Consider the following 12,721-nt stretch of genomic DNA (forward strand, 5'->3'; position numbering starts at 1 on the left):
CGCCATGGGATCCATGGTGTCGCTCATGATCGGTCCTCCCCGCCAGGCAACGCCCGGCGTGTCAGGCCAACCACGGATCCACCGTTATTCAGACAGTCCCAGCCTACTAGCTGAGGGGGCTTGGGAGGCTGCGGCTCAGGTCAGAAAGTCGGGGTGGGTCTTCGTCCCAGATATTAAATAGCCCGTCCAGGCCGTGTTCCTTCACACGCTGGGCTTCTTCGGCGAAGACTGGCGTGGGCGTCCAGGAAGGCCACGTGGCCGTTGTCCAGCTGTAGTGGAGGAATGAAGTCGTCAACTCTTTCGAGCATCAGCCATGACGTGAAGTCCGGGCCTTCGAATATGGGGTCAACGGTTGGTGTCACCAATTGGCCTGGTTGCACGGTGATCCCGTCGGAGATCAGATAGTTGGCCATCAAGGCAAAGGACAGCCTGACGTCATCGTTCCCGGCTGAAACGCATGTATAGAGTTCGAAGCCGTGTTGGGGGTTCAAAGGACCGTGAATCAGGCCGTAAAGACCGAGCGTCGCATACATATGGAATCGATGACGTGATGTTCCTTTGGGTCACTCGAGTACGCCGACCATGTCTGGATTGTCGTTGAAGCTCCAATACTCGGGTTCCCCGCCAAAGTGCTTCTCATAATGAGCATCTACGGCTTTTACGCTGGTCAAGTCGTTTACCCCCTGTTATTACGATCAGCCACAGCCTAGGGCTTGATTCCTTGCGAGACCCATTCCAGTGGTGCCGCGCTATTTGTTAGGCGGCCATAGCAGCGGGTTGTTGGTAAGGAGTTCCATCGCGGAGCATGGCCCAGAGGACGTTCAGGCGGCGTCTGGCGAGGGATAGGACGGCTTGTTTGTGGTTCTTGCCTTCGCTGCGTTTGCGCTGATAATAGGTGCGGCTTTGGGGGCAGTATCGTGCTGCAGACTGGGCGGCGAGGTAGAAGGCGTTGAGTAGCTGGCGGTCGTAGCGTTTGGGACGGTGGAAGTTGCCGCTGATGCGCCCTGAGTCGCGGGGGACTGGTGCTAGTCCGGCGACGCCGGCCAGGCGGGCGGCGCTGTCGTAGGCGGTCATGTCGCCGCCTGTGGCGGCGAGGAACTCGGACGCAAGGAGCGTACCGAAGCCGGGCATGCTGAGAAGGATCTGCGCGTGTTGGTGTTCGCGGAACCGGGCTTCGATCTGCTTTTCGACTTCTGCCATTTGCTTATGCAGGTCCAGAACAGTGCGTGCCAGAGCGGCAACCAGGTCAGCGCCGACTTCCTGGGCCTGCACCGTGGTGTGTTGTGCGTGGGCAGCAGCGACCGCTCTGGAGGCGATGGTTTTTGCGTTGTAGCAGCCTTGGTTGCGCAGCCAAGCTGCGATGCGGCTTTCGCCGACGCGGCGGATGCCTGCGGGGGTTGTGTACTTCGTGAGGAGGACTACTGCCGCCTTGAGCATGGCATAGTCGAAGGCGGCTTCCAGGGCGGGGAAGTATTCGAGCAGGACGGCGCAGAGTCTGTTGATTGCCCGGGTCCGGTCGCAGACCAGATCAGTGCGTCGGGAGATGAGTAGCCGCAGGTCGGTACTGATTTGGTCGCCGCTGCGGATGGGTTGGAGGTCCCGCCGCATCCTTGCCTGGTCGGCGATGATGGCTGCGTCTTTAGCGTCTGTTTTCCCGTCGCCCCGGTATGTGCGCGAGGCGTGGTAAACGGATCTTCCGGGGATGTAGACAAGCGTCTGGTGGCGGGCTTCGAGGACACCGATCAAGAGCGCGGCTCCGCCGCGGTTCAGGTCCGTCGCCCAGAGGACTTCACGCCCCGCGGCGAGAGCCAAAACATCGGTGAGTAGTTCGGTGAGCGCGGCCTCGTCGTTCGCCACCTTGCGGGATAGCAGCCGGTTTCCTTCATCGTCGAGAAGTACGCAATTAGCGGTCGAGCCATCGCGGGATGCCGGGCGGCCAATCCTTCGGGGCCGTCACGCAAAGTCCGGCCATTTAGCTTTTAGCCATACCCGGCACCCCTGGGTTGGTCGAGAGCCTACAACGCCCCCAATCCAGCCTCAATCACCGTAAGGATTTAGCTTTTGCGCACCAGCGGGGATGATCCGACCGGACCCAACTTTGCCCATCGCTAGGCTAGGCCCTGGTATTGGGGGTGGACGGTGGCCGTGACGAGAGTGGGAACAGCGAACTCGAAGGGTTAGGCCCCGCGGGGAACCCTGTCCGGGTGCACCATGTCTCCGAAGCCGTGCACCATCCACCGGCCGTGGTCGGGCCGCCACACGAGCGTGATCAGCAGCGGGTCGTCCAGGATTGTGGCCGGCGTGATGAACGTATGCTCCTTGGCTTCCCGGATAACGCGCATGTAGCAGACCTCGAGGTCTCCGTGGGCGTAGACGGCTTCCTGGAGCATGCCGGGGTCTTCGATGGAGTCCAGCAGGGCTGCGGCGATTTCGAAGGCCCCCCACAACGGGCGGGACTCCGGGGTCACAATCAGATGCAGGTCATCCAGGTTCCTCGCCCTGTCATGGAGCGCCCTGAAGAACCAATACCCGATCTGCCGCGGATCGTTCGCGATCTCCTGCGATTCCTCCGCGTATTGGCCAAAGTCCTCCGTCATGGCACAAAGGTACTCGTGGGGCCGGGGCGCTGACGAGACTTTCCCGGGAGAGAATTCGTGGCCCGAACCGGGACGGCCGCATCGGCTCGGCTAGGCTGTTTCCATGACGTTGGGGGACGCGGTAGAGCCGCTTGTGCACATCAAAGACTTTCGCATGGATTTCGGGGAGACGACGGTCGTCAAAGACCTGTCCTTCGATGTCCGGGCCGGGGAGACCTTCGGGTTCCTGGGCAGCAACGGATCCGGGAAAACCACCACCCTGCGGGCGCTGCTGGGCATCTACCAGCCCACCGCCGGCACCCTGCACATCGGCGGGAAGGTCTTCGAGCCGCGGGACGGGGCCCGGCTGGGGTACCTGCCGGAGGAACGGGGCCTGTACAAGAAGGAAGCGGTCCTGGACGTGATGGTCTACTTCGGCCGGCTCAAGGGCCTGAGCAAACACGGAGCCCGCGCCTGGTCGCAGACCTACCTGGAACGCGTCGGCCTGGCGGACAAGGCCGCCGTCCGGCTGGACAAGCTCTCGGGCGGCCAGCAGCAGAAGGTCCAGCTCGGCGTCACGATCATGAACGACCCCGACCTGCTCATCCTCGACGAGCCCACGAAGGGCTTCGACCCGGTAAACCGGCGGCTGCTGATGGACATCATCGAGGAGCAGAAGCTCGCCGGCGCCACGGTCATCATGGTCACCCACCAGATGGAGGAAGTGGAACGGCTCTGCGACCGGGTCATCCTCCTCAAGGACGGCACGGCCCGGGCATACGGGACCGTCGCCGAAGTCCAGGACCAGTTCGGCGGCACCGTCTACCGGCTGGGCTACGAGGGCATCCTGCCCGCCTCGGACCTGTACGACGTGGTGCGCGACGGCGACGGGCACGCCGAGCTGGCCCCCGCCGTCGGAGCCGACGAAACAGCGGTGCTGCGGGAACTCATCGGAGCCGGCGTCGCGGTGCGCAGCTTCGCCACGGCGCGGGCGTCGCTCGAGGAGATCTTCATCCAGGTGTACGGGGAACAGCACGAAATGGCGGAGGTCTAGGACCATGGCACGCACAGCATTCAAACAGCACAACCTGGGTACCGTCGTCGGGTTCGAATTCATGCGGACCATCAAGAAGCGCGGGTTCGTTATCGCCACCCTGGCCATCCCGGTGGTCTTTGCAATTATCTTCGCCCTCGTTTACGCCAGCAACTCCAGCACCGAGGCAAACGCAGACGCCCAGAAGAACTCGGCGCTGACCTTCACCTACACCGACGCCTCCGGCCTCATCCCCGCGCCGCTGGCTGAGGCCGCCGGCGGGAGCCTGACAACCAACCCCGGCGCCGCGCTCGAGGCGGTGAAAAACGGCAGCAGCGAGGCCTACTTCGCCTACCCGGCAAATCCCGCCACCGAGCCGGTCAAGGTGTATGGCGCGGACAAGGGCATGTTCGAGAACGGCAAGTACGAGGCCGTGGCCAAGCACCTGCTGGTCACCGCTGCCCAGTCCCGGGTCAATGCACCGGAAGTCACCGCGGCACTGAGCGGGGAGGTGACGTTCGACGCCGAAACGTACCGGGACGGCCGGGTCGCCGGAGGCATCGGCTCAGTGATACCGCCGCTGGTGTTCCTGGTCATTTTCTACGTCAGCATGATTTTGCTTTCCAACCAGATGCTCAACAGCACGCTGGAGGAGAAGGAAAACCGGGTCACGGAGATGATCCTGACCACGCTGAACCCCACCACGCTGGTGACCGGCAAGATCATCTCCCTGTTCGCCGTCGGGCTCCTCCAGATAACGGTGTTCCTCGCCCCGATTGCCGCCGCCTACTTACTCTTCCGTGATTCAGTGGCCCTGCCCGACCTCGACCTGTCCTCCCTGGTGTTCGAGCCCGTGCCGATGATCACCGGCGCGCTGCTGCTGCTGGGCGGCTTCACCCTGTTCACCGGCGTGCTCGTCGCCATCGGCGCAATCATGCCCACGGCCAAGGAAGCCGGCACCATCTTCGGCCCGCTGATGGCACTGATCTTCGTGCCCTTCTACGCGGTCAGCCTCATCATCAGCGACCCCACAGCCCTGATCGTGCAGGTCTTCACCTACTTCCCGCTCACCGCCCCCGTCACCGCGCTGCTCCGCAACGGCTTCGGAACCCTGGGCGCCGTCGAATCAGCCATCGTGATCGCCGAGGTGTTCATCGTGGGGATCCTCATCCTGCGCCTGGCCGTGCACCTGTTCCGCTACGGCTCCATCGAATACGGCCGCAAGCTTTCCATCGCCGGGACGTTCCGCCGGAAGGAACTGACCGCCAAGTAGCCGGTTTGTTGCGGTCCCGGTGCGAGAATGTCCGCATGCTCATTTTCCTGGAAACCGAGCGGCTGGTGCTGCGGCAGTTCAATCCCCACGACGCAGACCTGCTCGTGGAGCTCGACGGCGATCCGCGCGTGATGCGGTACATCACGGGCGGTGCCCCGACGCCCCGGGGTGAGATTGAAAGCGATTACCTTCCAGCATTCCTCGGCTACTACCGGAGATTCCCCGGCTACGGGTTCTGGGCAGCGGTGGAGAAATCAACCGGAGATTTCCTGGGCTGGTTCCACTTCCGGCCCGCCCCCGGCGATCCGCCCGACCAGCCGGAGCTGGGCTATCGGCTGCGCTGCGAGGCGTGGGGGAAGGGGTACGCCACCGAGGGTTCCCGTGCGCTGATCGCCAAGGGGTTTGCCGAGTTCGGCGTGCAGCGTGTCGTTGCTCAGACCATGGCAGTGAACACCGCCTCGCGACGGGTGATGGAGAAATCCGGGATGCGCCTGGTACGTTCCTTCGTCGCTGACTGGCCCGTATCCATCCCGGGCGACGAACACGGGGACGTCGAGTACGCGATCTCCCGGAGTGAATGGGAGCTGAACCCGGCCGGCGCATCCCAGGGGCGCCCCTGGGTCAGATAACGGCCAGGGCGCCCTTCGCACTTTCCACCCGAACATGGGTGGCGGCGGGAAGATGCCTGACCTCGCCGTCAATCTGGCAAGGAACGGCATCCCGCGTGGTGAAGGCGTAGCTGCTGACGCTTGGCTGGTTCCCGAGTCCCAGCGTCACGGCCCGAAGAGTCATCAGGGCCATCTTCCACCGCCCGGAGTGGGGGAGCGTCACAACCTCGAACCGGCCGTCGTCGGGACCGCCCGACTCGCTGACCGTCCCATACTTGGCCATCCGGGAAATGTTGGCCAGGATCAGGCTGTCGAAGCGGGCGGTGGCGCCGTCCGCCCGGACCAGCTCGAACGGCCTCAAATGGGAGAGCGTGCGGGCGACGGAGAGGAGTTCGAGGAATTTGCCCTTTCCGCCGCTTTCGATGCCGATGGCCATCAGTGGTGTAAGTCCGAAGCCTATGTAGGAGTGGGCATAGTGAACCTGCGCCGGCTGTTCCTCCCCGAACGTGATGCGCAGCAGGTCGATGTGCCGGACCCGGCCTTCCCGAACAGCCTCCGGCAACGGCTTGGCGGGCATGCTTCGGTGATGGTCATTGGCGTTCCCCGCCGCGAGCACTGTGCAGACCGCCCTGCTGCCGGGGACATCCATCACCCCGTTGACAACCTCGTTGTACCCGCCGTCGCCGCTGACCGAAACAATGAGCGGTCTTCCTGTCGCCGCGGCTGACCGTGCAAGGTCGCGTGCGTGCCCGGCAAAATCCGTGGGCAGCAGATCAATCTGCAGGTCCGGTACTCCGGCGGACAGTTCCCGCTGCAGCTCGTTGATCCTGGCGGCCATGCCGGGCTTGCCGGGATTGAAGACCAGGACGGCCCGGTCAAAACTGGCTGAAGGTGCCCGGTCGGGAGCGCTCGCTGTCATCAGCCTTTCAGCCCTGTCGATCCACCAGGTCGTCCGCCACGCGGTGCAGGTCCTGGACCCAGCCCGTTGAACGGCTGGGGCCTCCCGAGCTGGCCTCAAAGTTCGCAAGCGCTTCGGCTATGCGGTCCAGTGCTTCCGAGATATTGGCTTTGACGGCCGCATAGCCCTCCTCCGAGCGGGGGTCCGAGGACGCCGAAGACAGCAGTTCCGCTCCGGACTTCATGACCAGTGAGGCCTCATACTCGTTCACTCTTGCACCCGCGGCTTCCTCGTGTTGGACGTGCGGTAACTGTTCGTCAGCACAACCCTACATCGGCGCTCGCTGCCCCGCGGGGAGCCGGAAACGGGCCCGCGCCCTACGTGAAGACGTCCGCCGGGATTCCTCAACGTCGGCTGAAGATTTGCGCAGTTCAGGAAAGGCCCGGTCAAGATTTTCTGAGCTTATCCACATATGCGGCCGAATCGGTTTCGCTGGCCTGCCCGGCATGCTCCCATGTTAGGAGCATGCCGCCATCCACCAGCATCCGGCGGCCTTTTATGGGGAGATCTAATGTCAAAGCATCTGGCACCTGCCGCTGTCCGGCGCACGCCTCAGGACCTGCGTCATGCCGTCCTGGGCCGTCCAGTTCTGAGTCGTGCCGTCAGGATAGGCGCAGGCGCTGCGTTCCTGGCGGTCTATGCTTTTGGATTCCAGGGCGCTGGCCCAGTTCTTTCGTCCGGTCTATCGTCCGGGCAAGTGCCGGCCGACATGCGCGGTGACACCTCAGTCAACGTGCCCCTTGGATCGGCCACGGTGGCTTCGGCTTCCGTTGCTTCGGATGCGGAGGGCTCCGTTTCAGGCACCTTCGTTTCAACCGCCGCTGCCGTCTCGGCCTCGGCGGACGCTTACGTGTCCTACAGCCGTACGGTGGTCTTCACCGCGGCAAAGCCAGTGAGTCAAAAACTCCATGCGGCTTCGAGCAAGGTGCGACGCCCCGCGGCAGGAACCCTGATGGCGCCGTTGGAGGTCCTTACCCCCACCTCCCACTTTGGGCTGCGGACGAGTCCCATCACCGGCTCGGCAGGTGAGTTTCACTGGGGCCAGGACTTCTCCGCCGCCTGCGGAACCCGCGTGTATGCTGCGGATGCCGGCGTGGTGCGGGCCGTTGGATGGCATCCCTGGGGCGGCGGCAACAGAGTGGAAATCGACCACGGCAACGGCCTGATCACCACCTACAACCACCTTGAGGGCATCGGCGTGAAGAAGGGCCAGCCGGTCCAGGTGGGGCAACTCATCGCCAAGGTCGGGACCACGGGGTCATCAACCGGATGCCACCTCCACTTCGAAACCATTCTGAACGGGAAACACACGGACCCCGACAATTGGACTCTGCTGCGGATGCGTCACTCGGGGCCCGTTGCCAACATCAAGATGACCGACTACCGGAAGTCCGGCACCGCTACGGAGACCCCCTCCTGGGCTGTTCCGGTGGAGGCCAGCGCTCGCCATGCAGCGTCGGACGAAGGGCATGAGTCGTCTGCCGTTGTCGTTTCAGCGGCCAGGTCTTCCGCTGCCGCCGCCGCGTCTGTTTCCACAGCGCAGCCTTCGTACTCGTGGGCCGCGGTTCCGGCGCAGTGGGTGGCCTCGCCTAAGCCGGTAACGCCGGCTCCGGCACCGAAGGTGGCCGCGCCCAAGCCCAAGCCCAAGCCGGTGAAGCCGGTTCCGGCACCGAAGGTGGCCGCGCCCAAGCCCAAGCCGGCAAAGCCGGTTCCCGCACCCAGGGTCGTTGCGCCCAAGCCCAAGCCGGTTCCGGCTCCGGTGGTTGCGCCCAAGCCGGCAACGCCAGCTCCGGTTCCTGTGGTTACGCCCAAGCCGGCAACGCCAGCTCCGGTTCCTGTGGTTACGCCAGCTCCGGTTGTTGTGCCGGCTCCTGTGGTTACGCCGGCTCCGGCCCCGGTTGTAGTGCCGGCTCCGGCAACACCAGCTCCGGCCCCGGTTGTAGTGCCGGCTCCGGCAACACCAGCTCCGGCTCCGGTCGTCGCACCGGTTCCCGTGGCCGTTCCGGCTCCGGTCGTCGCACCGGTTCCCGTGGCCGTTCCGGCTCCTGTGGCGGCTCCGGCTCCGGCGCCGGCTGAGGCCCCGGCTCCTGTGCCGGCGCCCCCAGCTGTACCTGCTGCCACTGAGACGGAAGCACCGTAGAGGGGGCTCCTAGAGCTGTCTTCTGGAGCTGATGGCTTCCGCCTGCGAAAATGACCGCATGACCCACGAACAGCACCACACCGCCTTCGAAACCGCCTACCAAGCCGCCCAAAAAAGCCTCCGCGAAGGTGGCATCCCCATCGGAGCAGCGCTCGCCCGTGACGGCCTGGTCATCGCGAGCGGGCACAACGAACGAGTCCAAAACGGGGATCCGATCGCGCACGGCGAAATGTCCGCACTTCGTGCAGCCGGCCGGCAGAAGAGCTACCGGGACACCACGCTCTACACCACCCTTGCCCCGTGTGCCATGTGCACCGGAACTATTATTCAGTTCAAGATTCCCCGCGTGGTGGTGGGTGAAGGGCGCACGTTCGGCGGCGAATTCGAGCTTCTGCGGTCACGTGGTGTTGAGGTGGTGGTCCTGGATGATCCGCGCTGCGTGGACATGATGCGCACCTTTCAGGACAACAACCCGGCCCTGTGGGCAGAGGACATCGCCGAGGAGGACTATTAGAAACATGAAGGGGCCGGAGACCTGCGCTCCTTCACGTCGTCTAGTTGTGGTTCGGCAAGGTGAGGATTTCGGCTCCGTCGTTCGTAATGGCGATCGTGTGCTCGCTGTGAGCCGTCCGGCATCCTGTCGCACTTCGGAGCGTCCACCCGTCGGCATCAGTGACGAGCTGGGCCGTGTCCGCCATGACCCACGGTTCCAGTGCGAGCAGAAGGCCCGGCCGCAGCTTGTACCCTCGGCCGGGCCGCCCGGTGTTTGGAACGTGCGGGTCCTGGTGCATGGTTGATCCGATGCCATGACCTCCGAACTCCGTGTTGATCGGGTACCCCGCCTCGCTGAGGACCGAGCCGATGGCATGGGAAATGTCGCCGATGCGGGCCCCGGGTCCGGCAGCGGCTATCCCCGCACTCAGCGCACGTTCGGTCGCGTCGATCATCGCGACGCTCTCCGCGGGCTTTGATTCGCCCACGATGAAGCTGATGGCGGCGTCTGCAGCGACTCCGCCTTTGGAGACGGCGAGGTCGAGAGTCAGCAGATCGCCGTCCGCAAGCGTGTAGTCGCGTGGCAGCCCGTGGAGCACGGCGTCGTTGACGCCGGTGCAGATGTAATGGCCAAACGGCCCGCGTCCGAAGGACGGCGCGTAGTCGACGTAGCAGGACTCCGCTCCAGCCTCACGGATCATGGCCTGGGTCCAGCGGTCGATCTCCAGGAGGTTGGTGCCCACCGCGCTACGGCTCTTCAGCGTGTGCAGAATGTCGGCGACCAAGGCGCCGGACGCTTTTGCTCGGGCCAGTTCGGCGGGGTTCAGGATCTCGATCATGCGGCGCCCTTCTCATGCTGTTGGCCAATAACTATACCGGCCATATTATCCCGGTATTAGTATTGGAGCCATGGTCAGGTTGCCGCTCACATCCGAAGAAGTCGAACGCGGACAGCGTCTCGGTGCCCTGTTGCGTCGCGCCAGGGGAGGCCGTTCGATGCTCGAGACCGCGCTCGATGCCCGGGTCTCACCGGAGACCCTCCGCAAGATTGAGTCCGGCCGCGTAGCGACCCCTGCCTTCCCGACCATCGCTGCGATCGCCGATGTCCTGGGCCTCTCACTCGACGCAGTCTGGGCCGAAATCACCCGGCCCGAACGCGATGTTGAACCGGCCGGCTCCGGGCGCAGCGCAGGAGGCCGGCTGGCTTCGTAAGCGCAACCATGCAGCTGCATTACCGGGTCCGACAAGGTGCCGTCTCCGCCGCCGGGCTGTCTGGCTTCTTATGCTCGCGGGTCTTATGCGCTGCGGCCGACTACGCGCTCCGGCGCTCCTTCGGCGCCACGCCGCCCAGGCGCTGTGTGGCCTGACGGGCCGCGCTGGCGCAGGCCTCGCCGAGGCTCTGCAGGGTATCGGGCGAGACCCGGAACCTGGGCGCGGGGATGAGGACGGAGGCCACGATGTCGCCGCGGTGGTCGTAGACCGGGGCGGCAATGCCAACTTCCTCGATGGACGTCTCTCCGTAATTGATGGCCCAGCCGCGCTTGGCGACTTCCTTGAGGCGCTGCAGGTACTCCTCGACCGAGTGGTCGTCGAGGCCGGGCAGGGTGATGGTGCCGCTCTGGAGCAGAGTGCGGACGCGTTCGGGCTGTTCGGTGGCCAGGAAGATTTGGACCGAGGCGCTGAGAGCGCTGTTGTAGCGGGCACCGAGCGGGGCGGTGTGCTTGACCTGCTGGCGGCTGGCAATCTGTTCCACGCACATGGACTCGGTGCCGTTCCACACCATGAGTGCGCTGGTCTCGCCGGTGCGTTCGGTCAGTTCGCGCAGCACCGGATAGGCCACGCGGCGCTCCTCGAGTTCGGCCAGCAGCGGCCCGGCCACCGCAATGAGGCCCAGCCCCAGGCGGAAGCGGCGCGTGTCCGGGTCCCGCTCCACCAGGTGCTCCTGCTCGAACGTGGCAAGGATCCGCGACACCGTGCTCTTGTGCAGGCCCACCCGGCTGGCGATCTCCGTGACGCCCAGCATCGGCTCGTCGGCTGTGAAGCTGCGCAGCACGGCGATGGCGTTGACGATCACCGAGGCGCCGCGGGCGTCGCCGTTGCCTGCGTCTTTGCCCATGTCTTTGCCTGCGTCGGGGGCGGTGTTAGCGGGTGTCGCCGGGGGAGTCATGGTGTTCACTATATTTCTTCGCTGTCGTGCTTCCGGTCTTTTGTTGCCTAGCGGAAGCGGGGGCGGGCATGCCCTCCCCGCCGCCCGCCGTCGTCGTACTTAACCCAAGGCTGCTAAAACACAAGCCTTGGCGACAACGGACGGCAGGGGAGGGCATGCCCTGTTTGCTAGTTCACCAGGGCGTTAGGCGCCGATGATGTTGTGCTCGGGGCCGAACGGGAACTTGGTGATGTTCTCGGCGCCGTCCTCGCCCACCACCAGGATGTCGTGCTCACGGTAGCCGCCGGCGCCGGGCTGGCCGTCGAGGACGGTGATCATGGGTTCCATGGAGACCACCATGCCCGGCTCCAGGACGGTGTCGATGTCCTCGCGGAGCTCGAGCCCGGCTTCGCGGCCGTAGTAGTGGCTGAGGACGCCGAAGGAGTGGCCGTAGCCGAAGGTGCGGTTGGCGAGCAGGCCGTGGGACACGTAGATCTCGTTGAGCTCGGCGGCGATGTCCTTGCAGACCGCGCCGGGCTTGATGAGTTCCAGGCCGCGCCGGTGGACCTCCACGTTGATGTTCCACAGTTCGAGGGAACGGGCATCCGGTTCGCCAAAGAACAGCGTCCGCTCCAGCGCCGTGTAGTAGCCGGAGGTCATGGGGAAGCAGTTCAGGGACAGGATGTCGTGTTCCTGGATCTTCCGGGTGGTGGCCCAGTTGTGCGCGCCGTCAGTGTTGATGCCGGACTGGAACCAGACCCAGGTGTCGCGGATCTCCGAGTTGGGGAAGGTGCGGGCGATCTCGTGCACCATGGCCTCGGTGCCGATCAGCGCCACCTCGTACTCCGTGATGCCGGCGGTGATGGCGTTGCGGATGGCTCCGCCGCCCAGGTCGCCGATCCGGGCGCCGTGCTTGATGACCTCGATTTCCTCGGCGGACTTGATCATGCGCTGGCGCATCGCGGCCTGGGCCACGTCCACCAGTGTGGCGCCGGAGAACGCGGCCTGGATCTTGTTGCGGTTGTCCAGCGGCAGGGAGTCGTCCTCGACGCCGAGCCGGCGGACATTGATGCCGCGGGTGCGAAGCACTTCCTGGATGCCAAAGATGTAGTTGTCCCGGCGCCAGTCCGTGTACACGAGGTTGTCGCCGTAGCTGCGGCGCCAGGGCATCCCGGCGTCGATATTTGCGGTGACGGTGACCGTGTCCTCCTTGGTGACCACCATGGCGTACGAGCGGCCGAAGTAGGTGAACAGGAAGTCGGAGTAGTACTTGATCGAGTGGTAGCTGGTCAGGACGACGGCGTCCAGGTCCTTCTCGGCCATGATGCTGCGCAGGCCCGCGAGGCGGCGCTCGAACTCTTCATTCGAGAAAGTCAGGGTGACCTTCTCGCCGTTGTTGAGGACCTTGAGGCGCTCGAGCTTGGCGACGTCGTTGACAGCTTCATTCTCGGTGATGGTCATGCGGTTTTGTCCTTTTCTTTCTTGGGTGGGTGTT

At 64.6% G+C, this 12,721-nt stretch carries 13 protein-coding genes; 6 read left to right on the forward strand and 7 right to left on the reverse strand.

The annotated features are described in order from the left end of the window. Positions 1–756 precede the first annotated feature (756 nt). Positions 757–1,941 carry an IS110 family transposase gene (locus CXZ05_RS03665; protein ID WP_102971274.1) on the reverse strand — a complete coding sequence of 395 codons (1,185 nt, stop codon included), beginning with the start codon at positions 1,939–1,941 and terminating at the stop codon, positions 757–759. A gap of 236 nt (positions 1,942–2,177) precedes the next feature. Beyond that, positions 2,178–2,597, reverse strand: coding sequence for a hypothetical protein (locus CXZ05_RS03670; protein WP_102971275.1), 420 nt, complete (start codon positions 2,595–2,597; stop codon positions 2,178–2,180). Positions 2,598–2,700: 103 nt separating this feature from the next. Here CXZ05_RS03670 and CXZ05_RS03675 point away from each other — a divergent pair, with 103 nt between their 5' ends. Genes CXZ05_RS03675 through CXZ05_RS03685 form a run of 3 tightly spaced genes read left to right on the forward strand, consistent with a single transcriptional unit; the run spans position 2,701 to position 5,511 of the window. Further along, positions 2,701–3,630 carry an ABC transporter ATP-binding protein gene (locus CXZ05_RS03675; protein ID WP_102971276.1) on the forward strand — a complete coding sequence of 310 codons (930 nt, stop codon included), beginning with the start codon at positions 2,701–2,703 and terminating at the stop codon, positions 3,628–3,630. A 4-nt stretch (positions 3,631–3,634) separates the two neighbouring features. Beyond that, on the forward strand, positions 3,635–4,882 hold the full coding sequence (locus tag CXZ05_RS03680; RefSeq protein WP_102971277.1) for an ABC transporter permease: 1,248 nt from the start codon (positions 3,635–3,637) through the stop codon (positions 4,880–4,882). A 35-nt stretch (positions 4,883–4,917) separates the two neighbouring features. Continuing rightward, the gene (locus tag CXZ05_RS03685) at positions 4,918–5,511 is read left to right on the forward strand and encodes a GNAT family N-acetyltransferase (protein ID WP_102971278.1); all 594 of its coding nucleotides are present in this window, start codon (positions 4,918–4,920) and stop codon (positions 5,509–5,511) included. On the opposite strand, the gene CXZ05_RS03690 is transcribed toward CXZ05_RS03685, so the two are convergent. Together CXZ05_RS03690 and CXZ05_RS03695 are read right to left on the reverse strand one after the other, a co-directional pair. Then, positions 5,504–6,409, reverse strand: coding sequence for a diacylglycerol kinase family protein (locus tag CXZ05_RS03690; RefSeq protein WP_102971279.1), 906 nt, complete (start codon positions 6,407–6,409; stop codon positions 5,504–5,506). The genes CXZ05_RS03685 and CXZ05_RS03690 overlap by 8 nt on opposite strands. 7 nt (positions 6,410–6,416) lie before the next feature. Beyond that, positions 6,417–6,659 carry a hypothetical protein gene (locus CXZ05_RS03695; RefSeq protein ID WP_180987260.1) on the reverse strand — a complete coding sequence of 81 codons (243 nt, stop codon included), beginning with the start codon at positions 6,657–6,659 and terminating at the stop codon, positions 6,417–6,419. A 486-nt stretch (positions 6,660–7,145) separates the two neighbouring features. On the opposite strand from CXZ05_RS03695, the gene CXZ05_RS03700 reads away from it, so the two are divergent. Then, on the forward strand, positions 7,146–8,588 hold the full coding sequence (locus CXZ05_RS03700; protein ID WP_258006428.1) for a M23 family metallopeptidase: 1,443 nt from the start codon (positions 7,146–7,148) through the stop codon (positions 8,586–8,588). Between the two features lie 58 nt (positions 8,589–8,646). Further along, entirely contained in the window at positions 8,647–9,102 is a 456-nt protein-coding gene (locus tag CXZ05_RS03705; protein ID WP_102971560.1) for a nucleoside deaminase, read from the forward strand. Between the two features lie 40 nt (positions 9,103–9,142). On the opposite strand, the gene map is transcribed toward CXZ05_RS03705, so the two are convergent. After that, entirely contained in the window at positions 9,143–9,919 is a 777-nt protein-coding gene (map, locus tag CXZ05_RS03710; protein ID WP_102971280.1) for a type I methionyl aminopeptidase, read from the reverse strand. Positions 9,920–9,989: 70 nt separating this feature from the next. Between map and CXZ05_RS03715 the strand changes: the two genes are divergently transcribed. Then, positions 9,990–10,292, forward strand: a complete 303-nt coding sequence (locus tag CXZ05_RS03715; RefSeq protein WP_102971281.1) for a helix-turn-helix domain-containing protein — start codon at positions 9,990–9,992, stop codon at positions 10,290–10,292. A 100-nt stretch (positions 10,293–10,392) separates the two neighbouring features. Here CXZ05_RS03715 and CXZ05_RS03720 read toward each other — a convergent pair whose 3' ends face one another. Then, entirely contained in the window at positions 10,393–11,247 is an 855-nt protein-coding gene (locus CXZ05_RS03720) for an IclR family transcriptional regulator (RefSeq protein ID WP_374754623.1), read from the reverse strand. Positions 11,248–11,430: 183 nt separating this feature from the next. After that, positions 11,431–12,687 (reverse strand): aminopeptidase P family protein, encoded by a 1,257-nt coding sequence (locus CXZ05_RS03725; protein ID WP_102971282.1) that lies wholly within the window; start codon positions 12,685–12,687, stop codon positions 11,431–11,433. Between the last annotated feature and the right edge of the window lie 34 nt (positions 12,688–12,721).

Origin of the sequence: Arthrobacter sp. AFG20, assembly GCF_002892795.1 — a bacterium.
In the GTDB taxonomy this organism is placed as follows: domain Bacteria; phylum Actinomycetota; class Actinomycetes; order Actinomycetales; family Micrococcaceae; genus Arthrobacter.